Origin of the sequence: Pseudoxanthomonas indica (assembly GCF_900167565.1) — a bacterium.
Lineage (GTDB): Bacteria > Pseudomonadota > Gammaproteobacteria > Xanthomonadales > Xanthomonadaceae > Pseudoxanthomonas_A > Pseudoxanthomonas_A indica.
Genome location: NZ_FUZV01000002.1, coordinates 1,506,828 through 1,531,945, shown reverse-complemented (window position 1 = coordinate 1,531,945; position 25,118 = coordinate 1,506,828). Strand labels below are relative to the sequence as shown.

Genomic DNA, 25,118 nt, shown 5'->3' with positions numbered 1-25,118 from the left:
GGCGCTGGGCCGGGGATGACTCGGATGTGGGGGTGGGCCGGCGCGGTTCAAGCGTTGGCCACCGCCGGATTCAGTCGTGGCGCGCCACGACCACCAGGGCCGGACGCAGCAGGCGGTCGTTGAGCAGGTAGCCCTTCTGGAACACCTGCACCACGCTGCCGGGCGCCGCGCCGGGCACGTCGGCCTGGCTGATGGCCTGGTGATGTTCGGGATTGAAGGCTTCGCCGACCGGATCCACCACGCTCAGGCCGTTGTCGTTGGCCACCTTGAGCAACTGCTTGTACGTCAGTTCCAGGCCATCGCGCAGCGGGCCGGCTTCCGGGCCAGCGGCCACCAGGCCGCCATCCAGGCTGTCGAAGACCGGCAGCAGTTCGCCCAGCAGGCGTTCGTTGGCGAATTTGCGCGCGGTCTCGATGTCGCGTTGCACGCGCTTGCGCTGGTTCTCCAGGTCGGCGCGCTCCATCAGGCTGCTCGCACGCAACTGGTCGAGCTCGTTGCGCAGCGTCTCCAGTTCGGCATGCAGGGGGCTGTCGGCAGCCGGCTGGTCGGGCGTCTGGCCCGGGTCGAGGTCGTGTTCGTTCTGGTTCATTTGAGGTCCCGTCGCGGCTGATCCGGCCGCGCAAAGCCCACTTATTGGGTCGGGCTGTCCGGATTCAAGGCGGCGCCCAACGCATCGGCGGCGGCCTGCACCACCGGGATGACCCGGTCATAGGCCATGCGGGTGGGGCCAATCACCCCCAGCACGCCCAGCACGTGGCCCCCGGCCATGTACGGCGCCGTGACCACCGAGACGCTGTCGTGGCGGGCCAGGCCGGTGTCTTCACCAATGAAGATGCGGACGCCGGGCGCGCGCAGGGTGCGCTCCAGCAACTGCAGGATTTCGCGCTTGCGGGCGAACGCCTCGAACAACTCGCGCAGGCGTTCCAGATCCGACAGGTCATGCACGCTCATCAGCCGCGTCTGCCCGGCCAGCACCACGTCGTCGCCGGGAGGGGCCAGCGCCTGTTCGGCCAGATCCACCGCCTGCGCCAGCAGCCCTTCCATCTCCGCGCGCGCCTGGCGCAGGTCGCGCAGCAGGGTGGCGCGAATCTCGGACACGGGCCGCCCGGCAAAGTGGGTATTGAGGAAGTTGGCGATCTTTTCCAGTTCGGAGCGGTCATAGACCCGGCGCGGCTCGATGACCCGGTTCTGCACGTCATTGTCGGCAAACACCAGGATCGCCATCACCCGCCGCCCATCCAGAGGCACGAAGTCGATATAGCGGAAGGCGAACTGCTCCCGTTTGGGCGCACTGACCACGCCGACGAAATGGGTCATCGCCGACAGCAGTTCCGAGGCATTGCCGAGCAGCGCCTGGGTGCCCGCGCCGGCGGGCAGCTCGTGGCGCAGCCGGCTGATCTCGGGTTCGCCCAGCGATTGCACCTGCACCAGGCTGTCGACAAACACCCGATAGCCCTGCGCGGTGGGAATGCGCCCGGCCGAAGTGTGCGGCGAACTCAGCAGGCCCACTTCTTCCAGCTCGGCCAGGATGTTCCGGATGGTCGCGGCGCTGACATCCAGCCCGGCGTACTTGGCCAGGGTCTGCGAACCCACCGGCTCACCGTCGTGGATGTAGCGCGAGATCAGCGTGCGCAGCAATTGACGGGCACGCGGGTCCAGCGGAGCGTCGGCGGAAGAGGACATCATCCTGCGCATAGATACCGGCTGGGCCGCGCCATCGCAAGGGTGGACCCGGCCATGGGTCTCGACGGCTGCGACCGGACGGCCACAGACTGCGCGCGCCATGAAGGGGTCATGGCCCCGCATACAATAGGCCCATGCTCAGACATCTCTCGATCAAGGATTTCGCCGTCGTCCGCGCCACCGAGCTGGAATTCGGCGAAGGCATGACCGTCATTTCCGGTGAAACCGGCGCCGGCAAGTCGTTGCTGGTGGATGCGCTGGGCTTCCTGTCCGGCCTGCGCGCCGACAGCGGCGTGGTCCGCCACGGCGCCGAGCGCGCCGAGCTGTCGGCCGAGTTTGCGCTGGCCGGCAATACCCCGGCGCAAACCTGGCTGGGTGAGAACGAGCTGGACGACGACGGCGCCTGCCAGTTGCGCCGGGTCATCCGCGCCGATGGCGGCTCGCGTGCCTGGATCAATGGCCGCAGCGTGACCCTGGGGCAACTGGGCGAACTGGCCGGCCGTCTGGTCGAGATTCACGGGCAGCACGAACATCAGGCGCTGATGGACAAGGCCAGCCAGCGCGAGCTGCTCGATGGTTACGCGCGCAATGGCAAGGAACGCGAGACGGTGGCCATGGCCGCAGCGCAGTGGTCGGCGCTGCTGGCCGAGCGCGAGCAGTTGTCGCGGCAAGGCGACGTCTCGGATCGCCTGAACTACCTGGCACACCAGTTGGCCGAGCTGGAGCGCGAAGATCTGGCGCCGACGGCAATCGAGCAACTCAACGCCGCCCACCGCCGCCACGCCAACGCGGCCGGCTTGATCCAGGCCTGCGACACCGCCCTGGCCCGCCTGGGCGATGACGAAGGCCAGGCGCTGGGCCGCCAACTGCAGCAGACCCGCGCCGAGCTGGCACGCATGCTGAGCCTGGAACCGCGCCTGGGCGAGGTCGATGGCCTGCTCGAGAGCGCCCATATCCAGCTGGATGAAGCGTTGGCGCTGCTCAGCCAGTTGCGCGAAGACCTGGACGCCGATCCCGAACAGTTCGAAGCGCTGGAGCACAAGCTGAGCCGCATCCACGATCTGTCACGCAAACACCGCACCAGCCCGGATGACCTGGCGCGCGTGCGCGCAGCGATGGGCGAGGAACTGGAAGGCCTGCGCGGTGCCGGCGAGCGGCTGCTGGTGCTCAATGGCTTGATTGACGACGCCCGCCAGCAGTGGAAGGACGCCGCCGCCCGCCTGAGCCGCAGCCGTCAACGCGCCGCCAAGGAGCTGGGCAAAGCCACCACCGCCCTGATTGCCGAACTGGGCATGGGCGGCGGTCGTTTCGAGATCAGCCTGGAACCGCACGAGGCGGATCGACCGGATGCCGGCGGCGCCGAGCGGGTGGAATTCCTGGTGGCGGCCAATGCCGGACAGCCGCCGCGTCCCCTGCGCAAGGTCGCCTCGGGTGGTGAGCTGTCGCGCGTTTCGCTGGCCATCGAAGTGGCGGCGCTGGGCGTGGACGCCGTACCAACCATGATCTTCGACGAAGTGGATTCCGGCATCGGCGGCGCGGTGGCCGACATTGTCGGCAAGAAACTGCGGGCACTCGGCAACCAGCGCCAGGTGCTGTGCGTGACCCACCTGCCCCAGGTCGCGGCCCAGGGCCACGCCCACTACCGCGTCAGCAAGGCGCCGGTGGACGGCATGACCCAGAGTGCGGTCGAACTGCTGTCGGCCAAGCAACGCCAGGAAGAACTGGCGCGCATGCTCGGCGGCGTGGAAGTGAGCAAGGAAGCGCACGCGGCGGCCAAGCGGCTGCTGGCCGACGTGATCTGACAACCCACTTGACCGCTTGCAACGGTTTATGGGCCCCTTCCCCCCGCTTGCGGGGAAAGGCTGGGATGGGGGCGCTTTTCGCTGTTGCTTCTAGCGCTTCTTGCGCACGTACAACACCAGCGAATGCTCTTCCAGGATGTAGCCGTGCTTGGCGGCGATTTCGCGCTGCAGCTTTTCGATCTCGAGGCTTTCGAACTCGATGATCTTGCCGGTGTCGACGTCGACCATGTGGTCGTGATGGCCGCCGCGATCGAGTTCGTAGACCGCCTGACCGCCTTCGAAGTTGTGTTTGAGCACCAGGCCGGCGGCTTCGAACTGGGTCAGCACCCGGTACACCGTGGCCAGGCCGATTTCATCGCCGTGGTCGAGCAACTGGCGATAGATGTCTTCCGCGCTGAAGTGGTGCTGGGTGTTGCGCTGCTCCAGCAGTTCCAGGATGCGCATGCGGGGGTGGGTGACCTTGAGGCCGACCTTGCGAAGATCTTGGGATTCCATGGCGTCTCCATTCACTACCGGTTTAGTGCCGGCTGCCTGGTCCTAGGTTGCGGCGGTCGCAGGGAGTGTATCATCGGCATGTTTTCCACCCCTAGACGTCTCATGCGCAAATTCCTGCTGATTGCCGCCCTTGCCTCCCTGACCGCCGGCTGCGGCATTCTGTACAAGCAACCCATCTACCAGGGCAACCTGCTGGACAAGGCGGCGGTGGACCAGCTGGCCGTGGGCCAGAGCAAGCAGCAGGTACAGGCGCTGATTGGCAGCCCCTCGATTGCCGATCCCTTCCATGCCCAGCGCTGGGACTATGCCGCCACCGAGCGGACCAATCGCCGCGGCACCACCGAGATCAAGAACCTCACCCTGCATTTCCAGGGCGACACACTGGCCAGTTGGGAGGGCGAGTACTTCCCCGAGAACGATTTGCAGCTTTCGAGCGACATGGGCCGTTTCGGCAACCTCGCCAAAGACAAGAAGAAGGGCGCCCGTCGCTGACGGCTACTTGCGCGCCCTTTTGCGGCGCGCTTCCTTGGGGTCCAGGGTCAACGGCCTCAACAGTTCCAGACGATCCCCATCGGCCAACGGACTGTCGGCCTGGCTGATCACACCGAATACCGCGTAACCACTGATTTCCGCGTCGGCCTCCCAGCCGGCCGCGCGCAGCGCATCGGCGACACAGGCGCCATCCGGCAGTTCCACCTGCACGGCTTCATGCCGATGCGGCCAGGCGCGGAGCAATTCGACGCGCATCTATCCGCCGCGATCAGCCACGCGGACAAAATCGTCCACCATGCGATCGGCCAGCGACTGGAAGCCCAGCGCCAACGCCGGCACCAGCAACTTGCTGGCGGGTTCGAAGCTCAAGGTCAGCGTGACCTTGCAGGCGCTCTCGTCCAGGGCGTGGAAATCCCACTGACCGTGCAGTTTCTTGAACGGACCATCGACCAGCTTCATGTCGATGCGGTGCGGCCGCTCCAAGGTGTTCTCGGTGGTGAACCAGGTCTTGAGTGAGCCCAGGCCCAGATCCAGCCGGGCGACCAGGCGGTTGTCGGCGTTTTCGATGATGTCCGCCCCACTGCACCAGTCAAAGCGGCGGGGATAGGCGGCGACGTCGTTGACCAGGTCGAACATCCGGCTGGCGGCGTGTTCGACCAGGGCGCTGCGGCGGATGGTCTGCATGTGGCTCGCTTGTGGTTCCGCCTTCGGCGACAATAAACGGATGGGAAAGAAACCGGACAAGAATAAAGCAACTGGCACCATCGCGTTGAACAAGCGCGCCCGCCACGAGTACCACCTGGAGGATCGCTTCGAGGCCGGCCTCGCCCTGCAGGGCTGGGAACTCAAGGCCATCCGCGCCGGCCGCGCCAACATCACCGAAAGCTACGCCATGATCCGCAACGGCGAGATTTTCCTGTTCGGTGCGCAGATCACCCCCCTCATCCAGGCTTCCAGTCACGTGGTGACGGATGATCGCCGCACCCGCAAGATGCTGCTGCATCGTCGCGAGATCGACACCCTCATCGGCAAGGTCGAGCGTGACGGTTACACCTTGATCATCACCTCCTTGTACTGGAAGGCCAACAAGATCAAAGCCGAACTTGCGCTGGCCAAGGGCAAGCAGAGCCACGACAAGCGTGCCACCAGCAAGGAGCGCGACTGGGAACGCGAGAAAGCCCGCGTGATGCGCGCGCACAATAAAAATGCGTGAAGCTGCTACGCACCTTCACCCCTAGATTTGCTGCGCAAACCTCGGGCCCCGCTATGTACCCCCGATCCCCCATTCGCGGCTTCGCCGCGAATCGCCCCCTTACCAAGAGGGCTGTAACTGGCGATGAAGATCGCTGAACAGGTCTGGGGCCCTTTGCTTGTGAATCCCCGCACCCGCCCCTACACTGCTTGGGTCAGGAAGTTTTGACGTCTCCCGGGGGTGCACTGGCTTCGACGGGGGTTGCGAAATTACCTGGTGCATGCCGAGGGGGCAGCTTTCCTCGTTAATCCAGCGGCAAAACTCTAGTTGCCAACGACGACAACTACGCTCTCGCCGCTTAAGGCGTAAGCCCCGAAACTACTTGTGTCCGTGTTCGTAGCGTAGGGTCATTATCACGGAATCGCCGGGAGTGGTTGCCTGTCAGCGCCCGGTCAACCTGAAACAGGCTGGTCCCAAGGTGCGCTTTGCTCGCCGTGCTGCCTGGGGACGAGATCCAACGGTGGGATAAGCATGTAGTACCGGGGATGGAGTGCCTTCGGACGGGGGTTCAATTCCCCCCACCTCCACCAAACACGAAAGCCGAGACCGCAAGGTCCCGGCTTTTTTGTTGGGCGCCCGCGCTGCGCCGCTGGACAATCGGGCTTGCGCGGCGCATTTTTTCCGCAGGCAACACAAGGTGGGTGGGGCGCCATGCGACTGGGCAAAGCGGTCCAGAACCTGCGGATGGCAGTCTCCTCCGGAAACAGTCAGGACGTGCTGGAGCTGGCTGCCCACGTCACGGGAATGCGTTGCGTCGTCGCCGCGCGGGTGACTGACCGCGTCTGGCTGGCGGTGGACGCCGTGGATCGCGCCGGCTATGGGGTGAGCGTGGGCGAAGTGCTGGATGCACGCCTGACCTTTTGCCACGAAGTTCGCGAGACCTGCGCGCCGGTGTTCTTTTCCGATGCCGAACGCGACCCGGACGTGCGCGACAACCCGCTGCCCGGGCAACTCGGCATGCGCAGCTATGTCGCGGTTCCGCTGTATACGCACGATGGCGAGCTGTTCGGCACGCTGTGCGCTTTCGACCCCGAACCGCGGCGGGTCACCCCGGCGGTGATCGACGCGATGCAGCGCCTGGCCAATCTCTACGGTTCGGCGCTGGACAGTTCCGGGGAACGGCTCACGGCCGATGCCGAGCTGGAGCAGAGGTCGTCTTCCCTGATGCAGTCGCAGGAGAAACTGGAGCACTCGCACCAGGACCTGGTCGAGGCGCAGCGCGTCGCCAAACAGCGCGAAGAGTTCATCGCCGTATTGGCGCACGACCTGCGAAACCCGCTGCAGTCGATTGGCATGGCGGCCTCGTTGCTGGAGATGGGCGAGTTGAACGGTCGCCAGGAAAAGCAGGTCGGGCATATCCAGCAAAGCGTGAAGCGCATGGCCGAACTGATCGAAGTGACCATGGACTTTGCGCGTGGTCGCCTGGCTGGCGGCGTGCCCCTGGACAACCGCGAAGCCGGACGCCTGGAAGAACTGTTGTGTGCGGCGGTCGAGGAAATCCGCCAGGCGCATCCGGAAACCACCGTGCAGGCGTCCATCAACATCGAAGCGCCGGTGGATTGTGATCCGCATCGGCTTGCGCAGCTGTTGAGCAACCTGCTGATCAACGCCATCGTGCATGGCCATCCGAGCACCGCCATCCAGGCCATCGCCAGCACGCGGGGAAACTGCCTCCGCCTCAGCGTGGCCAATCGCGGCACGATCACTGCCGGCAAGATCGAGCGCATCTTCGAGCCCTTCAATCGCCAGGACGAGGGACGGCTGGAGCCCGGTCTGGGCCTGGGTCTGTACATCGCCTCGCAGATCGCCATCGCGCATGGCGGCTCACTCAAGGTCATCTCCACCGAGGCGAACGGAACCATGTTCGAATTCCAGTTGCCCTTGGAAACGGCCGGCTGAGGATCCTGGTTTGCAGATGAGGTATGGTCCGCAGTTCACGCCTCAGTCCGGAGCATCCTGGTGACCGGCAAGACCTCCCGCAAGACCGCTGCCGCACCCCATGACGCATCCGCCGGCAAGACTGCGCCGAAGCTGCTTGCCGGTGGCAATCCGCAGATACCCAAGGGTTACGGGCAAGCGTCGATCGATGCGTACATCAACGCCATGCCGGACTGGAAGCGCGACGTCGGCCGTCGACTGGATGCACTGATAGACGCGGCCGTGCCCAACGTCCACAAGGCGGTGAAATGGAACTCGCCGATGTATGGCTTGCAGGACGACCACTGGTTCCTGAGCTTCCACTGCTTCGACAAGTACATCAAGCTGGCCTTCTTCCGTGGCACCTCGTTGAAGCCGCAACCGCCGGTCGCCTCGAAAACCGCCGAGACGCGCTACCTGCACATCAGTCAGGCCGAACCCCTGGACGAAGCCCGCTTCACCGACTGGGTGAAGCAGGCCAGCCGGCTGCCCGGCGAGAAGATGTAGATCACCCACCCTGCCCTGCAACGAGTACGCCATGAAGAAAACCAGCAACGGCAGCACGCCGGCCGCTTCCGCCGATGATGCATCGGCCGCGATTGACGCCCGCATCGACGAGTTGCGCGATTGGCGCGGCGACACGCTTTCGCGCGTGCGCCAGGTGATCCACGACGCGGTACCCGCGGTGGTGGAAGAGCTGAAGTGGCGCGGCACGCCGGTGTGGTCCAGCGACGGGATTATCTGTACGGGCGAAACCTACAAGGACAAGGTCAAGCTCACCTTCGCCCACGGCGCCGCGCTCAAGGATCCCGCCAAACTGTTCAACAGCAGCCTGGAAGGCAACACCCGCCGCGCCATCGACATCCAGCAGACCGACGCGATCAACGGCAAAGCACTGCAGGCGCTGCTCCGCGAAGCCGCTGCCTTCAATGCCGCGAAGAAGTCAGCCTCGCCGCGCGCGAAGAAGGCGAGCAAAACGATCAAGGCCTGACCCGGAACACCGCACTGATCCGCGGCCCCTGCGGCTTGCGGGTTTTGGGAATGCCATGCTCGTGGGTCATCTGCGAGGCATGGCTCATGCTCAACAGGCTGCCGGGCATCAGATCAATCGCAATGGCCCTGCCCTCGCCCTGCTTGGGCTTGATCAGCATCCTGCGCGGTGCGCCCAGAGAGATCAGCGTGATGGGATGGCCCTCGCGCAGGATATGCAGCTTGTCGCTGTGCATGGCGACGCTGTCATTGCCGTCACGATAAAGGTTCATGCCGACGCGCGAATACGGCGCCGGCGCGGTGGCCTGCACCCGCAGCAGCATGTCGCGCAGCGGTAGATCATCGGGGAAATCCTCGACGTCGTAGCTGGCCAGCAGGCGCGGCACATCGACGATGCGGTCGTACATCGGCCGCTGCAGGTGGGTCCAGGCGGCCCTGGCCTGCAGTTGCGCGAACCAGTGTTCGGCCACGGCGGCATCGACGAAGTCCGGCCAGTAGCGGATGCCGCCCTGGGCATCGTCGACCAGGCGCAGGGCGCTGGCGCCGAACAGGTCGTTGCTCATTGGAAATCCCGCGAACTGGTCTGCAGGGCGCCGAGCAGATCGCTCATGTCCTGCAACTGGTTGGCGATCAGATGCTGCACGCCGTCCACCTGTTCCCAGCGACCACGCACCGACAACAGGCGTGCGCCCAGCAAGGCCCTGCGCTGGCGCTGCGCCAGATCCGGCCAGACGATCACGTTGACCATGCCGTGCTCGTCTTCCAGGGTGACGAAGATGGTGCCGCTGGCGGTGCCCGGCCGCTGGCGCTGGGTGACGATGCCGGCCGCATGCACGCCGCGTCCGTGCGGCTGATCGCGCAGCTGGCGCGAGTCCAGCACGCGACGTGCGCTGAGCTGCTCGCGCAGCAGTGACAGCGGATGCGCACGCAGGCTCAGGCCCATGGCGCGGTAGTCGGACAGCACGTCTTCGCCCGAACGCGGGGCCGGCAGGCTTACCTGGATCTCGTCCGGGCTGCCGGGCAACAGGGGACGCTGGCGTTCGATGCCGGCTACGGCCCAGCGCGCATTGTGGCGATGGCCTGCCAACGCGGACAACGCACCGGCTTCGGCCAATACGCCGCGCGCCTTCTCATCGAGCCTCGCGCGCAGGCACAGGTCTTCCACGCTGGCGAAGCGGCGCTGCCGTCGCGCCTGCAGGATCGCCTGCGCGGCGGCTTCGGCCAAGCCATGCACCTGGCGCAGGCCCAGGCGGATCGCCGCCTGCGCATCCCTGCCCTCGCCGCGGCGGTCGCCGCCTTCCAGCGTGTTGTCCCAGTCGCTGATCGTCACGTCCACCGGAAATACCTCCACTGGCACGCGTGCGGCGCGGCCACGGCGTGCGTCCTGCACGATCTGGCTAGCCGAATAGAATCCCATCGGCTGCGCGTTCAACAGTGCGCAGGCGAATGCCGCCGGCTCGTGCCGCTTCAACCAGCAGCTGATGTAGACCAGCTTGGCGAACGAGGCCGCGTGGCTCTGCGGAAAACCGTAGGAACCAAAGCCCTTGATCTGCTCGAAGATCTGATCGATGAATTCCGAGGCATAGCCCTTTTCCTCCATCAACCCGCGGATGCGCGCGCGATGCGGCTCCATGTCGCCGCCGTGCCGCCAGGCTGCCATCGAACGGCGCAGGTTGTCGGCTTCGTGCGGCAGGTAGCCGGCGTGTATCACCAGCTCCATCACCTGCTCCTGGAACAGCGGCACGCCCAGGGTGGGCTTGAGGATTTCCTCGATCCCCGGCGAGGGATAGGTTGGCTGTTCCTTGCCCATGCGCCGGCGCAGATAGGGATGGACCATGCCGCCCTGGATCGGACCGGGGCGGACGATCGCCACTTCCACCACCAGATCGTAGAAGGTTTTGGGCTTGAGCCGCGGCAGCATGCTCATCTGCGCGCGCGATTCGATCTGGAACACGCCCACGGTGTCGGCGGCCTGGATCATCGCGAAGGTTTCCGGCTCATCCTTGGGCAGGCGGGCGATGTCGAGCGCATAGCCACGATGGCGTTCGATCAACTGCACCGCCTTGCGGATGCAGGTGAGCATGCCCAGGGCCAGGCAATCGACCTTGAGCAGTTTCATGGTTTCCAGATCATCCTTGTCCCACTGGATGATGGTGCGATCGTCCATGGCGGCGTTTTCCACCGGCACCAGCGTGGACAGCGGCGCGTCGCTGATCACGAAGCCGCCCACGTGCTGCGACAGGTGGCGCGGATGGTTGTTCAACTGCCGGGCGATGGCCAGTACGCGCGCGATCAGCGGGTTGTCCGGCTCGAAGCCGGCCTCGCGCAGGCGCTGCTCCATCGGCGTTTCGCCATTGCCCCAGCCATGGCATTCGGCCAGCAGCGCGATCTGATCCGGCGGCAGCCCGAACACCTTGGCCACGTCGCGCACGGCGCTCTTGCCGCGATAGCGGATCACCGTGGCCGCCAGCGCCGCGCGTTCGCGTCCGTATTTTCCGTAGACGTACTGCAGCACTTCCTCGCGACGTTCGTGCTCGAAGTCCACGTCGATGTCCGGTGGCTCGTTGCGTTCCTCGGACAGGAAGCGCGCCATCAGCAGGCGGCTCTCGCCCGGGTTGACCGCGGTGATGCCCAGCGCGAAACAGACCGCCGAATTGGCCGCCGAACCGCGCCCCTGGCAGAGGATCTCGCGCGAACGGGCGTAGCGGACGATGTCTTCCACGGTCAGGAAGAAGGCTTCGTAGTTCAGTCGCGCGATCAGATCCAGTTCGTCATCGATCTGTTTGACGATGGCCGGTGGCACGCCTTCGGGCCAGCGCTGGCGCATGCCGGCTTCGGTCAGTTCACGCAGGTAGCTGGCGGGAGTGTGGCCGGCGGGCACCAGTTCGGCGGGATACCGGTAGCGGACGTCGTCCAGATGGAACGTGCAGCGCCGCGCCAGTTGCACGCTGGCTTGCAGCAGCGCGTGCGGATAGATGTTGCCGAGGGCGCGTCGCGTGCGCAGATGACGCTCGCCATTGCGGAACAGATGAGCGCCGCCTTCGGCCAGGGTGCAGCCATGGCGAATCGCGGTGAGCGTGTCCTGCAGGATGCGATGCCGGCGCAGATCCATGTGCACGTCGCCGCTGGCGAGGGCGGTGAGGCCCAGTTCCTGCGCCAGTTGTTGCAGTTGGTGCAGGCGGGCCTGGTCGTCCTGTTCGCGGTGCAGTTCGATGGCCAGGAAGGCGCGGTCATTGAAGATCTGTTTGAGCCAGTGCGCTTCATCGGGATCGGGTTGCTTGGCCGGAAGCCATAGCGCGTACAGGCCGTTGGTCGGCGGTTTGCCCTCACCCCAACCCTCTCCCGCAAGCGGGAGAGGGAGTACAGATTTGTTCTCTCCCGCAAGCGGGAGAGGGAGTACAGATTTGTTCTTTCCCGCAAGCGGGAGAGGGAGTACAGACGCGTTCTCTCCCGCTTGCCCGCGCTTTTCCCCCTCTCCCGCTTGCGGGAGAGGGTTGGGGTGAGGGCCGGCTTCAACCAGCCATCTCTCCACATCACCTCGCGTCAACTTGTAATGCCCCTTGGGCGCCGCACGCCGGGCACGCGTAATCAGTTCGCACAGCCGGCTGTAGCCGTGCAGGTTTTCCACCAGCAGGACCAGGCGCAGGCCATCGTGCAGGCGGAACTCGCTGCCGACGATCAGCTTCAGGCCGCTGGCGCGCGAGGCCTCCAGGGCGCGGACGATGCCGGCCAGCGAACATTCGTCGGTGATCGCCAGCGCTTCATAGCCGCAATCGCGGGCGCGCGCGAACAGCGCTTCTGCGCTGGACGCGCCGCGCAGGAAGGAGAAGTCGGACAGGCAATGCAGCTCGGCGTAGGCCGGAAACGGATCGACGGCATGCGCATCGTCGTCATTGGCCGCCAATATACCCATCCGCTGCGCCACTTCCCAGGCGCGCGGCGCACGCACGCCGGGCGTGTCGGCGCCCAGTTGATCGACGCGATCATCCCAGCTCATGCAAACCAGCCATGCAGCATCCAGCCGCCCTGCTCGCCCGGTGGCGCGAACGCCCAGGCGTGCTGGCCCTGCGAGGTTTCCAGCACGTAGTAATCGCGGCGCGCATCCTCGCCATCCCACCAGCCGCTTTCCAGGCGCTCGGGACCGGAGAGGATGCGTACACGCGTATCGCGCAGCGGCACCGGATGCGGCAACAACCAGGCCGGGCGCGGTGGACGCGCGGGAGCGTCCTGCATCGGCGGTGCATCGCCCTGCAGACGTCGCCAGGCGCGTTCCGGGCGTGGGTCCGTGGCCGGCGTCACCTGGTACACCGCCTTGTCACCCAGACGCGCGCGCAGGCGTTCGCGTAATTGCGGCCAGGGCATGCCCTGCTGCGGACGCTGATCGAACAGATCGCGGCTGGCCGGCACGAACGGCGGCAGTTCGCGCGCCAGCAGGCGCAGCGCCACCACCGGCTTGGCAATGGACACGCGCTCCAGGCGGTTGCGGGTCAACTCGAACAACAGCGCCGGTTCGCGCTCGGCCGCCAGCAGGCCCACGTCCACGTCGGTATGTCCGCCTTCGTGTTCCAGCCGCAAGACGAAACGCTGCACGCCGCCGTCGCGGATCGACAGATAGGTGCACAGATCGCCGATCAGGCGACGCAGCGGAAACAGCAGCGCCAGGTGGCTTTCCACTTCATGGCCCAGTTCCACCCGCGCATCGAAGTAGTCCGGCGGCGCGTAGTAACTGAGGTGATCCTCGCGATCGCCATACAAGGCATCCAGGTGATCGAGCAGCTCCCCGCCAAAACGGCGGCGCAGCGCATCGCGCGGCAAGCCACGCAGGCCACGCAGATCGCGCACGCCCATCCGGTGCAGGCGTTCGCCGGCATCGCCCGGCAACACGGCGCGACGAATCGGCACCTTGTCGAGCAGGTCGCGCATGGCCGGTACCTGCTGGGTGGCCAGGCCATCACGCAGGCCGGCGAACACGCGTGCCGCGCGCGGCGTGGGCGCCATCGCGATGCGATGGCTGAATCCCAGCGCGGTCAGTTCCTCGCGCAGGCGCTGTTCAATCCGTGGCCAGGGACCGAGCAATTGGAAACTGGCGCGCACTTCCACCAGCAGACAACCACTCCATTGCGCACTCACCAGCGAACTGTGGCGGTATGCCCAGGCGGCGAGGAAACGCTGCCAGTGCGCTTCGGCCTGCGGTTCGTATTCGACCATCGCCAGGTCCGGCTGCAAGGCATGCGCGGCGGTCAGGCGCATGCCGGCACGCAGACCGGCCTGCGCGGCCTGGCCATTGACTGCGTGCAGGTTGCGCAGCTGCGCCGGCCCGCTGATCAGGGCCAGCGGAATCTCCGGATCAGGCAAACGGCGGAGGACGGCATCCAGCGCCAGCTGTGGCAACCATAGACAAGCCCAGAGCATGGCCGCGCCTCAATGCCGGGTCCAGGCAAACGCCTGCGCGGGCGGATGGCCGCCGCGGCATTTGCGTACGTGCCAGGCGCCGTGTGTGGAAGCATGGGAGCTGTATTCCAGGCGCAGCGACGCCGCCGAGGGATTGGCCGCGTGCTTGCGATCCCGCAGCGCGAAGCCCAGGCATTGGCCGCTGTCGGCGGCCACCTGCAGGCGTCGCAGTGCCGGCCCATCGGCCTGCACCGGCCAGCCGATCACCGCTGCGCAGGCGCCGCTGCGCAGGCATTGCTCGAACGCCCACAGCGCTTCGCGTGGACTGGCCTCGATGATCGCCAGGTGCTCCAGCGCCATGCCCGCTGCCTGCCAGGCGGGCGCATAGGGAATGTATGGCGGGGCGATGACCGCGATGGTGCCGCCGGCCTGGCTCAGGCGCGCCAGCGTGGGCATCAGCAAGGCCAGCTCGCCCACGCCATCGGCCGGCAGCAACAACTCGGTCAGCGCACGTTTCGGCCAGCCGCCTTGCGGCAGCAGCGCATCCAGGGCGGCATGGCCGGTGCTTTCGCAGTCGGCCGGCGCTATCGCGCCGCGTCCGGCGTGCCACAGGGTCTGTGCGGCCAGCAGGCTGTCCAGGGCAACGACGCTGCTCATCAGTCCTGCCTGATCAAACCGCAGTACAAGCCTTCGATGGCGAAATCCTCGCTCGGATCGGGATCGATCGGCAGGTAGCCGGCGCTGCGCGGCAGCAGCCGCAGTTGGTTGGCGGTGCGATACAGGCGCTTGATGGTGATGCCTTCATCGCCCAACCGCGCCACCACGATCTGGCCGTGGCGCGCCTCGGGGGTGACATGCACGCCCACCAGATCGCCATCGAGGATGCCGTCGTCGCGCATGGAGTCGCCTTCCACCCGCAGCAGGTAATCCGGGCGCAGGCGGAACAACTGGCTGTCCACCCACAGGGTGCGCTCGATCTCGCCGTCACTGAGCACGGGCTGGCCGGCGGCCACCCGCCCCACCACCGGCAGGTTGAGCGCATCGCCGGCCTCGCCCATCGCCGGGGCCAGCAGGCGCACGCCGCGCGGGCGGCTGGGATCGCGGCTCACGTAGCCCTTTTTCTCCAGCGCCTCCATGTGCTTGAAGACGGCGCTGACATGGGCGATGCCCACGGCCGCGCCAATCTCCTGCAGGGTGGGCGCGCTGCCGGTCTCGGCAAGGCGTTGGCGCACCACCGCCAGGATGGCGGCTTGGCGGGATGTCAGGCTCAGGCTCATAGGTAAATCTTTTCACCGAAACAGGTGAAAGCCAATAGTGAAAACATGAATTGGGTTGGGGGGCGCTTGGTGGGTCGCCTGAAGAGCTCGCCTTGCTTGTGAGCTTGAGGAGCTCGCCTTGCGTGTGAGCGGGAGCAAACCCCCAGCACTGCTTTTGCTTTCAAGCTCAACCGCTCGACTGCTCAGCCGCCCGCGACGACCTTGGCCGGATTCCCCACCACCGTCGCCCCGGCCGGCACATCACGCGTCACCACCGAACCGGCGCCGATGATCGCGTCATCGCCCACCGTGACACCCGGCAGCAGGATCGCCCCACCGCCAATCCAGACATTGCGGCCAATCCGGATCGGCTTGCCGAACTCCGCGCCGCTGCGGCGCGTTTCCGGATCACGCGGATGATCGGCGGTGTAGATCTGCACCAGCGGCCCAATCTGCGTGCCGGCGCCGATATGCACTTCGACCACGTCCAGAATGACGCAGCCGTAGTTGAGGAACACGCCCTCGCCCAGGTGCAGGTTGTAGCCGTAGTCGCAATGGAACGGCGGACGGATCACCACGTTCCCGCCCACCGACCCGCAACGCTCGCGCAACAGCGCATGACGGGTTTCACCCGACTCTCCCAGCGCCGCGTTGTAACGCACCAGCCAGGCGGCGGTGGCGGCCTGATCGGCCTGGATTTCCGCATCGCTGGCGAAATACAGCTCGCCGGCCAGCATCTTTTCCTTCTCGGTGCGCGCCATCGCCGTTCTCCTGCCGGATCAGTTCTTGTCGCGTGCGCGGGCAAACGCCGCCGCCAGCGCGTTGTCGGCCGGCGCCGCGGCAGGACGCATGCCACCGCCGCCCGCACCACGCCCGCCGTTGTCGCGCCCACCCCGACCGGCATTGCCGCCGCCACGCGGGCCCGCGCCATCGCGTGGACCGCGCTGCTCGCGATGGCCACGCTCATCGCGCGACTCGGCTGCCGGCGGCGGCGTATCGTCCAGACGACGGGTCAGCGCGATGCGCTTGCGCGCGATGTCCACTTCCAGCACCCGCACCTTGACGATATCGCCAGCCTTGACCACTTCGCGCGGATCCTTGACGTAGCGATCCGACAAGGCGGAGATATGGATCAGGCCATCCTGGTGCACGCCGATGTCGACGAACGCACCGAAGGCCGCGACATTGCTGATCACGCCTTCCAGAATCATGCCCGGCTTGAGGTCCTTGATCGCCTCCACGCCTTCGGCAAAGCGCGCCGCCTTGAATTCCGGGCGCGGGTCGCGGCCGGGCTTTTCCAGTTCCTTGAGGATGTCGCGCACGGTCGGCACGCCGAAGGTGTCGTCGGTGTAGTCCTCCGCGCGCACGCCGCGCAGGAAGCCGGTATCGCCGATCACCTGCTTCACCTCACGGCCGCAGCGCTGCAGGATGCGCTCGACCACCGGATAGGCTTCCGGGTGTACCGAGGACGCATCCAGCGGCTGGTCGCCATCGGCAATGCGCAGGAAGCCGGCGCACTGTTCGAACGTCTTCTCGCCCAGGCGCGGCACCTTGAGCAGCTCGCGGCGGTTGCGGAACGCGCCGTTGGCGTCGCGGAACACCACGATGTTCTCGGCCACGCTGGCGCTCAGTCCCGAGACGCGCGTCAGCAGCGAAGCCGAAGCCGTGTTGACATCCACACCCACCGCGTTCACGCAGTCCTCCACCCGCGCATCCAGCGCCCGCGCCAGGCGGAACTGGTCCACGTCGTGCTGGTACTGGCCCACGCCGATGGCCTTGGGCTCGATCTTGACCAGTTCGGCCAGCGGATCCTGCAGGCGGCGCGCGATGGACACCGCGCCGCGCAGGGACACATCCAGGCCGGGGAATTCCTTGGCCGCGAACTCCGACGCCGAATACACCGACGCCCCCGCCTCGCTGACCACGATCTTCTGCATCTTCTGCTCTGGCGCCAGTTTGATCAGATCACCGGCCAGCTTGTCGGTCTCGCGCGAGGCGGTGCCGTTGCCGATGGCGATCAGCTCCACCTGATGCTTGGCGCACAAGGCGCGCAACACGTGCAGCGACTGGTCCCATTGGCGCTTGGGTTCGTGCGGATAAATTGTCGCCGTATCCACCAGCTTGCCGGTGCGATCCACCACCGCCACCTTCACGCCCGTGCGCAGGCCCGGGTCCAGGCCCAGCACCGCCTTGGGGCCGGCGGGTGCGGCCAGCATCAAATCCTTCAGGTTGTCGCCAAACACCGCGATGGCCTCGGCTTCGGCCTTCTCGCGCGCCTGGTTGAACAGATCCAACAGCAGATGCATATGCAGTTTTGCGCGCCAGGTCAGGCGGCAGGCATCGAGCAGCCATTTGTCGGCGGCGCGGCCCTGCGCGGCGACGCCGGCATGCTTGGCCACGCGGCCTTCGGCCAGCACATGGCCCGCTTCGGCCTCGCTGCCCGGGTCCAGATCCAGGAACAGCACTTCCTCGCGGCGTGCACGGAACAACGCCAGCAGGCGATGCGAGGGAATCTTCGCCAGCGATTCAGCATGATCGAAATAGTCGCGGTACTTGGCGCCGGCCTCTTCCTTGCCTTCGGCCACGCGTGCGCGAATCACGCCCACCTCGCCCATCCAGCCGCGCAGTTCACCGACCAGCGCAGCGTCTTCGCCCCAGCGCTCCATCAGGATGGCGCGCGCGCCTTCCAGTGCCGCCTTGACATCGGCCACGCCCTTTTCCGCATCGACATAGCCCGCGGCCACGAGCTCGGGACTCTGGCTGGGATCGCCCAGCAGGCTGTCGGCCAGCGGCTCCAACCCGGCTTCGCGCGCAATCTGCGCGCGTGTGCGGCGCTTGGGCTTGTACGGCAGGTACAGATCTTCCAGCCGCGCCTTGCTGTCGGCCGCTTCGATGTCGGCCTTCAGTTCGTCGCTCAGCTTGCCCTGCTCGGCGATGCTGGCCAGCACCGCGGCGCGACGGTCTTCCAGTTCGCGCAGATAGGTCAGGCGCACTTCCAGGTTGCGCAGCTGGGTATCGTCCAGGCCGCCGGTGACTTCCTTGCGGTAGCGCGCGATGAACGGCACGGTCGCGCCTTCATCGAGCAATGCGATGGCCGCCTGCGCCTGCGCGGTCTGGGCGCCGATTTCGGCGGCGATGGTCTGGGCGATATGCAGGGCCAGCGGGGAATTCTTCTGTTGCATTGAGTCCGTATCTGAAAGTGCAGCGTTCGGGACCTCGATTGTGGCAACCCTGGCGCTTCGGGGAAACGGGTTGACATCACGGGAAATACGCAACCCGGTTCGGCCTACACTATGGCGTCCCCATACGCCGAGCCATGCCGTGCGCGAGCTGTACCCTGAAATCGAGCCCTATCGCGTCGAGCGCCTGGCGGTCGACGATCTGCATACCCTGCATCTGGAGCAATGCGGCAACCCGCACGGTCTGCCGGTGCTGTTCCTGCACGGCGGGCCCGGCGCAGGCCTGTCCAGCTATCACCGTCGATTCTTCGATCCGGCGCGCTATCGCATCGTCCTGTTCGACCAGCGTGGCGCCGGCCGTTCCACTCCACCGGCGGAACTGCGCGACAACACCACCTGGCATCTGGTGGACGATATCGAGCGCATCCGCACGCATCTGGGCATCGAGCGCTGGGTGGTATTCGGGGGCTCGTGGGGTTCAACGCTTTCATTGGCGTATGCGCAGACGCATCCGCAGCGCGTGCTGGGACTGGTGCTGCGCGGCATCTTCCTGGGCCGGCCGGAAGAATTGCGCTGGTTCAATGAAATCGACGGCGGCGCGCGCTTCATCTTCCCCGAACGCTGGGAACGCTATCTCGCCTACATCCCGGAAGAAGAGCGCGATCATCTGGTGGAAGCCTATTGGCGCCGCCTGGATCACGACGATCCGCAGGTCAGGCTGGAAGCCGCGCAAGCCTGGAGCGATTACGAGGGAGGCAGCACCACGCTGATCCATGATCCGGTGGATCCGGGCCATTTCGAGGATCCGCAGGTGGCCTTGAGCGTGGCGCGTGCCGAAGCGCACTACTTCCGCCACCAGGTGTTCCTGCAACCGGATCAGTTGCTGCGCGACATCGATCGCATCCGCGCTATTCCGGCCACGATCGTGCATGGGCGCTATGACATCGTCTGCCCGGTCAAGAGCGCGCATGACCTGGCGCGCGCCTGGCCCGAGGCGCGCCTGCGCATCGTGCTGGCGGGTCACAGCGCCGCCGATCCGGCGATCGTCGATCAGCTGGTGCAGGCAACCGATGATCTGGCGAACCGGTTTGGCGCTGGTCGCTGATGCGCCGTCACTTCAAGACCCTGGCCGATGGCGCGTTGATTGAATTCGATCGCGGCCAGTTCGATGACTGGTGCGTCTACCTGACGCCACCCGGCGCAGCCCGCATGGCGCCGCGCGATGTGGACTACTTCGCCGAACTGCAGACACTGGCGCAGCGGCACGGGGCATTCCGGCTGTACGAGGACTTCGTCGGCGTGTACGCGCGCACCCAGGCGCAGGCCAGCCCGGGCGTGTTGGCCTGGATCAGTGGTGTGTCCGCCGCTTACGGTGACGATGCGCTGGCGGTGGATCGTCTGCTGACCATCCTCTACGCCGGCATGGTGGCCGAAGAGAACAAGCTCAACGGCCCCTTGGGCAAACGCATCAAGCGCCTGGGTGTGTACCAGAGCCTGGTGGAAGGCATGCCGGCCGCCGAAGCGGCGCAGTACAGCCGCAACGTCGATGCCAAGCGGCTGGACAAGGAGTGCCGGGCGCGCGGCTTCTGAACGCGCACGTCGCCGGTAGGCTCAGAATTCCCGCAGGGCCCAACTGCTGAGGGTGGCAAAGTACTCGCGCAGCCAGGCGTTGTAGCGGATGAAGCGCGGCGTGGGCGCGGCCGCCCCATGGATGCCGGCGTAGCCGGCCTTGCGCGCGATGCGCAAAGCGCGCAGCAGGTGGAAATCGCTGGTGACCAGGATCATCGGTGCGCCGCTGGCGATGCCGTGGGCAGCGAGGATAGGTTTGCTGAAGGCCAGGTTCTCATCGGTACTGGCGCTGCGTTCCTCGCGCAGCAGGCGTTCGGCGGGGATGCCGCGTTCGATCAGGTAATCGGCCATGAGGCTGGCTTCGCTGCAGTCGACGCCCAGGCCGACGCCGCCGGTCACCAACACACGCGCCTGTGGAAAGCGCGCGGCCTGGCGCAGGCCTTCGTCCAGCCGTGACTCCATGGTCGTGGAAGGCTGGCAGTTGGGCGAGCCCGAGCCGAGGATGAGGATCGCCTGGATCGGCGCGTTGTCCGCCACCGGTTCGGAGGCCACACGGGTCAGGGTCCAGAAGAACGCGGCCAACGAAAGCAGCCACAGGATGATCCCCAGCCAGGCGCCGCGCCAGAGCCATTCACGCCAGCGCCCTGTCGTGCGCCAGTTCATGACGGCCGGCCAGCGCCAGGCCAAGCCCAAAGAAAAAACGCCGAGCATGGCCGGTGCCAGCGAGCCCACATGGATCACGCCGCGTGTGAACAGGTACAGCGCATTGAGCACAAGCAAGGTTCCGGCCAGGGCCAGGGCGATACGCCGTACGGGCGCCTGCACGCGTTCCAGAATCACCGACACCCTCATTGCCTGTGGAGTCGAGGCAGACTACACGAGCTCATGGACCTTGGCGCAACCGCGTTTTCCATCGACGTCGAAGCCGCATGAGCAAACGGCCGCAAGAGGCGGCCCTTTGCCCGCATACCGGGGGCATCAGTACTGGCGCAGCGGTTGCAGACGAATCTCCACACGGTGATAGAGCGCGGGCCCCACGGTTGGCTGTCCTGCGTAGTTGCGTGATTGAATCAGCTCGTGCTGTTGGCCATCCGCATGCGCTGATGCAAGCGCTTCCATTGCGGATGTCGATCAGGTTCGCCCAACTGGTACGCCCACAGCGTGTCAGCCTGTTGCCAGATCGGAAGGATATCGCTGCGAAGCGCGCCTGCATTCCATGCGGCTTCGCAGAACTCGCAGGCCTGGCCGTGTTCCCCAGCGAAGAAGTGGACCCAAGCCGCCAGCCGCAACGCGCTGGCATCGGTCGGAGTCAAGCTCAGCAGGCGCGTGGCCAGTAGACGCATGGGGGCCACGCGGGACTGATCGCGGCGGTGCGACTGCAGGGCCACCAGCGCGGTCAAGGCGCAGCTCAGGGCACGCGCTTCGTTCTCGGACGCATGCGAAGCGGCCGCACCCAGCGCAGCGGCTTCCGCGTAGTGCGCCTCGGCGGCTGCACCCTCTGCCAGCCGCGCGCGTGCCAGATGAATTTCCGCCGATTCCATCTGCACCAGCGCCTGCGGCAGCTGGTCTGCGCTGATGCGCTCCAGCAGTTGCTCGGCCTGGCGCAGTGCCGCGTCCTGGCCGGACCTGCTCAGCTCGCGACGTGCGCGCAGGCGCAGATAGTACGCGTGTGCGAAGTTCAACTCCCCGCTATTTTCAGGCGCCATCGTCTGGATGCGCGAGAACAGTGCTTCTGTCTCGTCCAGTTTGGCCGGCGCGGCCGCACCTTGCAGGCTGTCGGCCCAGTCCCCCAGCACACTGATCCACGACAGCAGTGGGGCGATGCTGCTGGCACTGTCAAGCTGTGCCTGGATGGCAGGCTGGAGCTGCTGAAGCCGGATGATGCGCGCGGCGCCTTTGATGCGCTGCAGATGCGCACGCTCGCCATCGATGAGGCGTGTGAGCCAGACGTCTCGCTGGGAGTCGTCCAGTACCGGCAGTTGGCTTTGCACCAGTGCGGAAGCGCGCTCGTGCAACGTTTGCGCAGTACGCGAGTCGACGATATCGGCGCGCGCCCACAGCGTATTGGCCTGCAACCAGCCCTGCTGCAGAATCTCGCGTGCCGGCATGCTGTCAATCAGATGCTGCACGCGATCCAGCCACGAGGCCCGTTCCAGGTGTGGCGAAACCATGGCCCGTTCGTACAGCGCACCGGCCAGTTCCAGATCGAGCGAATGGTCGGTTTGCCCGCTGATGCGGGCATCCTGCAGCGCCCGCACGGCCTGGTCGAGACTGTTCTCCCGCTCCTGTCCGTTGAGCTGCTGGGCGCACAGCAGGTTGCAGCGGCCGATCATGCGCGAGAGCAGGTGGATGCGCTGCGGCTCGATCCTCAGCGCTTGTTGGAAGGCGTGAGCTGCTTCGCGCGCATTCTCCAACTCGTCTTCTCGGTTGCTGGCCATCCGCCACCGGGCCCAGCCGCAAACCGTCCATGCTTCAGCCGTAACGTCCGGGCGGGAAAGGACCGGTTGCAACACCGCAATCGCGTCGCGGGGCCTGTCCATGTTCAGCAGGCGCTTGGCGTCGGCCAGCGTCAGTGCGATTGGCTCGCCTGACGCAGACTGGCTTAGTGCCTCGACAAACGTACTGTCGTGGTTCGGTGCGCCCCGCCCTTCGCTCCCGATTTCCGCCATATCCACCACAAGGGTGGTCGCGGGCTCGGCAAACGAATTCCCAGACTCGGGTACGAATGCCCCTTCTCCCGCTTCGACCAGCGATCGCGCAGCCTCTTCCACCGAATGCTTCGGTACGGAACCCGCATCCGATGGATGCACCGCGCTGTCGGCCGGTGGTTCGACGCTGTAGCTTGTCAGCATCTCCGCGTCAGCCACCACTATGGGCTGCGGCGCCTTGGGTTCCGCCTTTGGATTGATAGGCAATCCCTTCATGCGATAGGTCAGCGACGATACGGAACCGCCTACCGACATCCACCCTAGCGACGATTCGGACTCCGAACTGATGATGGGAGCAGACTGGCCCGTAGCGCGCGTCGTGTCGTGGTGCACGGTGATCCCGGCGTTGAGCCATGCCGGTGACTCAAGCGCAGGATCCGGGATGCGGACAGCCAGCTGCGGCAGCGGCTTTTGGCCAGCGCTCAGCAGTCCAGGCTGGAAGCCAGGCAAGTCACCCGGCTTACGCACATGGTTCCAGCTGATTACCCCTCGCCGGGACCACGCCAGTTCCGCGGCACGGCGAGCCTTGCGGCGTCGACGCAATCGGGCAACGGCGATGATCATGCACGCCACTGCAATGACTGCGCCGACGACCCACGTCGTCCATTGCCCGGCGGTGTCACTGGTCCACTCTCGCACTGCGGTGCCGGCGGTGCCGGGCGCTACCAGCGCCCATGCGGGCATCGCCACCGCATAGATCCGGCCTTTCGGAGTTTCGTACGTCAATGCTTTACGGTCGCGCCGCGCAGCAGTCGCGCTGCCTCTGGCGTCAATCATTGCCGCATCGGTCGCCGTCGCCCTCGGGCGACGCATCATTTCTTTACACGAGGTCGCACGAATGCGACCCGCCACATTTACCAGTAACGCAGCCAACGGAGCCACGCGCAAGCAACCGCGGCCGCGCCTTGTCGTGCCTGGCGATGGTGAGCCTGAAGAGAGTGTCGACACCAGGTTCCTGCCCTGTGCTGGGGAGCCTCCGGCATTGCCCACACGAAATTGCATGGCGGTGGTAGTACGAGGCTCGAAAAGATGAGTCAAGTTACTTGTGGTCGAGTCGCCAAAGAATCAGACTTTTCCGAGTATCCACTCCCAAAGGGAGCACGGTCTGGCGGAATGTTCCCGTCTTGCGGAAACGCAGCAAGACTCAAGCTGGCGGAACGAACGATGGCGCCGCTCGGCTCGAATGATCATACGCCTGGATGTTCGTCAACTTCGACTATTTCGAATCGTCACTGAAACGGTGCGTGGGATGTGATGCAAAAGCGCTCGCCCCAGGTTTTGCTGCAGGTCGACATGCCCAGCGATGGCTCCGGTGTGACGCTCAATAAAGCCGATGTGACGCTACGGCTTGCTTGGCATCCAACATGCAGAAGGCCCGTCCGGAGACGGGCCATTTACTTGCCGCATTCGCGCTATTCGCTTCCCCCGGAACGGCGGACATCCCAGGACTCCACCATTCTGGAGTGACTCATGCATCCCGCTCGTGGCGGGATGATGAGTAATGCTTCCTACCGTCTTAGCGCGCGATGACTTCGATCCGCACGCGACGGTTTGGCTTGAGGCATTTGATAAGTGCATTGCGCTGGATGTCGTCGCATTGAACCACGGGATCACTCTCGCCTCGCCCTCCGCTGGTGATCGCTTCGGCCGGTATGCCACGCGACACAAGGTAGTTTTTGACGGCCTCGGCACGCTCCTGAGACAGACGCATGTTGTAGTCATCACTGCCCAGACGGTCGGTGTAGCCGATGACGCGCAACATTTCGACCTGCTCGGCTTCGTCAAGCACCTTAACAACTTGGGCATCGATCGCAGCAGGCGCATCCTGACTCAGCTCCGCGCTGTCGAAATCGAACAAGAAGTCACTCGAAAGCTCAACGGCTGCAGCCGTGTGAGGTTCCTGCTTCGGCGGCGCCGCCTCAATGCCGCCTACGATATCGGCACATAGCTGTGGGTTCCAGAACGTCTGTTCCGACAGCATGTTGTTGTTGAACAGTATCTTGTATTGGCACGTCACAATCTCCCCGTTTGGCATGGGCAGTTTGAAAACGTAATCCCACTCGTGAACGCCGACCATGCCTTCGCGATACATCGGATGGCCGATGAGACGATAGACCTCCAGCTTTGCAGTACCCGGCGCAATCTTGCGCAGCGCGGCCAAGTCCGGCGTCATGGTGGATTTGATGATCGGATTTGCCTTTTCGACAGGCAGCCATACTGGTTGTTCGGTCTGGCCATCACGCACCTGGCTGATGGTAGTGGAGCCACACCCGGCCAGCATGGCCGTTATGGACAATGTCAGGACCGCCCCTAACAGGCGTTTGATGGTCATCGAATTGCTCTAAGTAAGCCGGCCACCGCTGAGTCGGCGCCGGTGTATTGAA

Annotated in this window: 23 protein-coding genes and 1 other RNA gene; 9 read left to right on the top strand and 15 right to left on the bottom strand. The window is 65.6% G+C overall.

Annotation, left to right across the window (positions count from 1 at the left end):
- Positions 1–70: 70 nt before the first annotated feature.
- A complete protein-coding gene (gene grpE / locus B5X78_RS17805) occupies positions 71–589 on the bottom strand; it encodes a nucleotide exchange factor GrpE (RefSeq protein ID WP_079726054.1) in 519 nt (172 codons plus the stop codon).
- Between the two features lie 41 nt (positions 590–630).
- Entirely contained in the window at positions 631–1,686 is a 1,056-nt protein-coding gene (hrcA, locus tag B5X78_RS17800; protein WP_079726053.1) for a heat-inducible transcriptional repressor HrcA, read from the bottom strand.
- A gap of 131 nt (positions 1,687–1,817) precedes the next feature.
- On the opposite strand from hrcA, the gene recN reads away from it, so the two are divergent.
- Positions 1,818–3,485, top strand: coding sequence for a DNA repair protein RecN (gene recN / locus B5X78_RS17795; RefSeq protein ID WP_079726052.1), 1,668 nt, complete (start codon positions 1,818–1,820; stop codon positions 3,483–3,485).
- Between the two features lie 90 nt (positions 3,486–3,575).
- Here the strand turns inward: recN and fur are convergent, their stop codons facing one another.
- Complete coding sequence (gene fur / locus B5X78_RS17790; RefSeq protein WP_079726051.1) at positions 3,576–3,980, bottom strand: ferric iron uptake transcriptional regulator; 405 nt, start codon at positions 3,978–3,980, stop codon at positions 3,576–3,578.
- Between the two features lie 102 nt (positions 3,981–4,082).
- On the opposite strand from fur, the gene B5X78_RS17785 reads away from it, so the two are divergent.
- Entirely contained in the window at positions 4,083–4,472 is a 390-nt protein-coding gene (locus B5X78_RS17785) for an outer membrane protein assembly factor BamE (protein ID WP_079726050.1), read from the top strand.
- A gap of 3 nt (positions 4,473–4,475) precedes the next feature.
- Here the strand turns inward: B5X78_RS17785 and B5X78_RS17780 are convergent, their stop codons facing one another.
- On the bottom strand, positions 4,476–4,727 hold the full coding sequence (locus B5X78_RS17780; RefSeq protein WP_079726049.1) for an RnfH family protein: 252 nt from the start codon (positions 4,725–4,727) through the stop codon (positions 4,476–4,478).
- Entirely contained in the window at positions 4,728–5,156 is a 429-nt protein-coding gene (locus B5X78_RS17775; RefSeq protein ID WP_079726048.1) for a type II toxin-antitoxin system RatA family toxin, read from the bottom strand.
- A gap of 40 nt (positions 5,157–5,196) precedes the next feature.
- Between B5X78_RS17775 and smpB the strand changes: the two genes are divergently transcribed.
- From smpB to B5X78_RS17750, 5 genes are all read left to right on the top strand, one after another.
- Complete coding sequence (smpB, locus tag B5X78_RS17770; protein ID WP_079726047.1) at positions 5,197–5,685, top strand: SsrA-binding protein SmpB; 489 nt, start codon at positions 5,197–5,199, stop codon at positions 5,683–5,685.
- Between the two features lie 215 nt (positions 5,686–5,900).
- Positions 5,901–6,254, top strand: a transfer-messenger RNA (tmRNA) gene (gene ssrA, locus B5X78_RS17765).
- A gap of 154 nt (positions 6,255–6,408) precedes the next feature.
- A complete protein-coding gene (locus B5X78_RS17760) occupies positions 6,409–7,623 on the top strand; it encodes a GAF domain-containing sensor histidine kinase (protein WP_188444718.1) in 1,215 nt (404 codons plus the stop codon).
- Between the two features lie 60 nt (positions 7,624–7,683).
- Entirely contained in the window at positions 7,684–8,148 is a 465-nt protein-coding gene (locus B5X78_RS17755) for a DUF1801 domain-containing protein (RefSeq protein WP_229731087.1), read from the top strand.
- Positions 8,149–8,179: 31 nt separating this feature from the next.
- The gene (locus B5X78_RS17750; protein WP_079726045.1) at positions 8,180–8,632 is read left to right on the top strand and encodes a DUF1801 domain-containing protein; all 453 of its coding nucleotides are present in this window, start codon (positions 8,180–8,182) and stop codon (positions 8,630–8,632) included.
- Here B5X78_RS17750 and B5X78_RS17745 read toward each other — a convergent pair.
- The 7 genes from B5X78_RS17745 to B5X78_RS17715 all read right to left on the bottom strand — a co-directional run bounded on the left by B5X78_RS17745 (position 8,622) and on the right by B5X78_RS17715 (position 18,460).
- Positions 8,622–9,194, bottom strand: a complete 573-nt coding sequence (locus tag B5X78_RS17745) for an alpha-ketoglutarate-dependent dioxygenase AlkB family protein (RefSeq protein ID WP_079726044.1) — start codon at positions 9,192–9,194, stop codon at positions 8,622–8,624. The two genes, B5X78_RS17750 and B5X78_RS17745, sit on opposite strands and share 11 nt — an antisense overlap.
- Positions 9,191–12,628 (bottom strand): error-prone DNA polymerase, encoded by a 3,438-nt coding sequence (locus B5X78_RS17740; RefSeq protein ID WP_139381620.1) that lies wholly within the window; start codon positions 12,626–12,628, stop codon positions 9,191–9,193. Before B5X78_RS17740 ends, B5X78_RS17745 begins: the two co-directional genes overlap by 4 nt.
- Positions 12,625–14,043 (bottom strand): Y-family DNA polymerase, encoded by a 1,419-nt coding sequence (locus tag B5X78_RS17735; RefSeq protein ID WP_079726043.1) that lies wholly within the window; start codon positions 14,041–14,043, stop codon positions 12,625–12,627. Before B5X78_RS17735 ends, B5X78_RS17740 begins: the two co-directional genes overlap by 4 nt.
- Positions 14,044–14,052: 9 nt before the next feature.
- On the bottom strand, positions 14,053–14,679 hold the full coding sequence (gene imuA, locus B5X78_RS17730) for a translesion DNA synthesis-associated protein ImuA (RefSeq protein ID WP_079726042.1): 627 nt from the start codon (positions 14,677–14,679) through the stop codon (positions 14,053–14,055).
- On the bottom strand, positions 14,679–15,299 hold the full coding sequence (gene lexA / locus B5X78_RS17725; protein WP_079726041.1) for a transcriptional repressor LexA: 621 nt from the start codon (positions 15,297–15,299) through the stop codon (positions 14,679–14,681). Before lexA ends, imuA begins: the two co-directional genes overlap by 1 nt.
- A 182-nt stretch (positions 15,300–15,481) precedes the next feature.
- Entirely contained in the window at positions 15,482–16,039 is a 558-nt protein-coding gene (locus B5X78_RS17720; protein ID WP_079726040.1) for a sugar O-acetyltransferase, read from the bottom strand.
- Between the two features lie 18 nt (positions 16,040–16,057).
- Positions 16,058–18,460 (bottom strand): Tex family protein, encoded by a 2,403-nt coding sequence (locus B5X78_RS17715; RefSeq protein ID WP_079726039.1) that lies wholly within the window; start codon positions 18,458–18,460, stop codon positions 16,058–16,060.
- Between the two features lie 139 nt (positions 18,461–18,599).
- Between B5X78_RS17715 and pip the strand changes: the two genes are divergently transcribed.
- Entirely contained in the window at positions 18,600–19,562 is a 963-nt protein-coding gene (gene pip, locus B5X78_RS17710) for a prolyl aminopeptidase (RefSeq protein ID WP_079726038.1), read from the top strand.
- Positions 19,562–20,047 carry a DUF7004 family protein gene (locus tag B5X78_RS17705; protein WP_079726037.1) on the top strand — a complete coding sequence of 162 codons (486 nt, stop codon included), beginning with the start codon at positions 19,562–19,564 and terminating at the stop codon, positions 20,045–20,047. Before pip ends, B5X78_RS17705 begins: the two co-directional genes overlap by 1 nt.
- 21 nt (positions 20,048–20,068) lie before the next feature.
- On the opposite strand, the gene B5X78_RS17700 is transcribed toward B5X78_RS17705, so the two are convergent.
- The 3 genes from B5X78_RS17700 to B5X78_RS17690 form a co-directional block, all read right to left on the bottom strand.
- Entirely contained in the window at positions 20,069–20,866 is a 798-nt protein-coding gene (locus B5X78_RS17700; RefSeq protein ID WP_217698689.1) for a YdcF family protein, read from the bottom strand.
- 230 nt (positions 20,867–21,096) lie between these two features.
- Positions 21,097–23,511, bottom strand: coding sequence for a hypothetical protein (locus B5X78_RS18545; RefSeq protein ID WP_139381618.1), 2,415 nt, complete (start codon positions 23,509–23,511; stop codon positions 21,097–21,099).
- A gap of 739 nt (positions 23,512–24,250) precedes the next feature.
- A complete protein-coding gene (locus tag B5X78_RS17690) occupies positions 24,251–25,066 on the bottom strand; it encodes an OmpA family protein (protein WP_079726035.1) in 816 nt (271 codons plus the stop codon).
- Positions 25,067–25,118 lie beyond the last annotated feature (52 nt).

Coding starts and splice junctions, on each gene's coding strand:
- grpE (WP_079726054.1), bottom strand. CDS start 589: ATGAACCAGAACGAACACGACCTCGACCCGGGCCAGACGCCCGACCAG.
- hrcA (WP_079726053.1), bottom strand. CDS start 1,686: ATGATGTCCTCTTCCGCCGACGCTCCGCTGGACCCGCGTGCCCGTCAA.
- recN (WP_079726052.1), top strand. CDS start 1,818: ATGCTCAGACATCTCTCGATCAAGGATTTCGCCGTCGTCCGCGCCACC.
- fur (WP_079726051.1), bottom strand. CDS start 3,980: ATGGAATCCCAAGATCTTCGCAAGGTCGGCCTCAAGGTCACCCACCCC.
- B5X78_RS17785 (WP_079726050.1), top strand. CDS start 4,083: ATGCGCAAATTCCTGCTGATTGCCGCCCTTGCCTCCCTGACCGCCGGC.
- B5X78_RS17780 (WP_079726049.1), bottom strand. CDS start 4,727: ATGCGCGTCGAATTGCTCCGCGCCTGGCCGCATCGGCATGAAGCCGTG.
- B5X78_RS17775 (WP_079726048.1), bottom strand. CDS start 5,156: ATGCAGACCATCCGCCGCAGCGCCCTGGTCGAACACGCCGCCAGCCGG.
- smpB (WP_079726047.1), top strand. CDS start 5,197: ATGGGAAAGAAACCGGACAAGAATAAAGCAACTGGCACCATCGCGTTG.
- B5X78_RS17760 (WP_188444718.1), top strand. CDS start 6,409: ATGGCAGTCTCCTCCGGAAACAGTCAGGACGTGCTGGAGCTGGCTGCC.
- B5X78_RS17750 (WP_079726045.1), top strand. CDS start 8,180: ATGAAGAAAACCAGCAACGGCAGCACGCCGGCCGCTTCCGCCGATGAT.
- B5X78_RS17745 (WP_079726044.1), bottom strand. CDS start 9,194: ATGAGCAACGACCTGTTCGGCGCCAGCGCCCTGCGCCTGGTCGACGAT.
- B5X78_RS17740 (WP_139381620.1), bottom strand. CDS start 12,628: ATGAGCTGGGATGATCGCGTCGATCAACTGGGCGCCGACACGCCCGGC.
- B5X78_RS17735 (WP_079726043.1), bottom strand. CDS start 14,043: ATGCTCTGGGCTTGTCTATGGTTGCCACAGCTGGCGCTGGATGCCGTC.
- imuA (WP_079726042.1), bottom strand. CDS start 14,679: ATGAGCAGCGTCGTTGCCCTGGACAGCCTGCTGGCCGCACAGACCCTG.
- lexA (WP_079726041.1), bottom strand. CDS start 15,299: ATGAGCCTGAGCCTGACATCCCGCCAAGCCGCCATCCTGGCGGTGGTG.
- B5X78_RS17720 (WP_079726040.1), bottom strand. CDS start 16,039: ATGGCGCGCACCGAGAAGGAAAAGATGCTGGCCGGCGAGCTGTATTTC.
- B5X78_RS17715 (WP_079726039.1), bottom strand. CDS start 18,460: ATGCAACAGAAGAATTCCCCGCTGGCCCTGCATATCGCCCAGACCATC.
- B5X78_RS17705 (WP_079726037.1), top strand. CDS start 19,562: ATGCGCCGTCACTTCAAGACCCTGGCCGATGGCGCGTTGATTGAATTC.
- B5X78_RS18545 (WP_139381618.1), bottom strand. CDS start 23,511: ATGATTGACGCCAGAGGCAGCGCGACTGCTGCGCGGCGCGACCGTAAA.
- B5X78_RS17690 (WP_079726035.1), bottom strand. CDS start 25,066: ATGACCATCAAACGCCTGTTAGGGGCGGTCCTGACATTGTCCATAACG.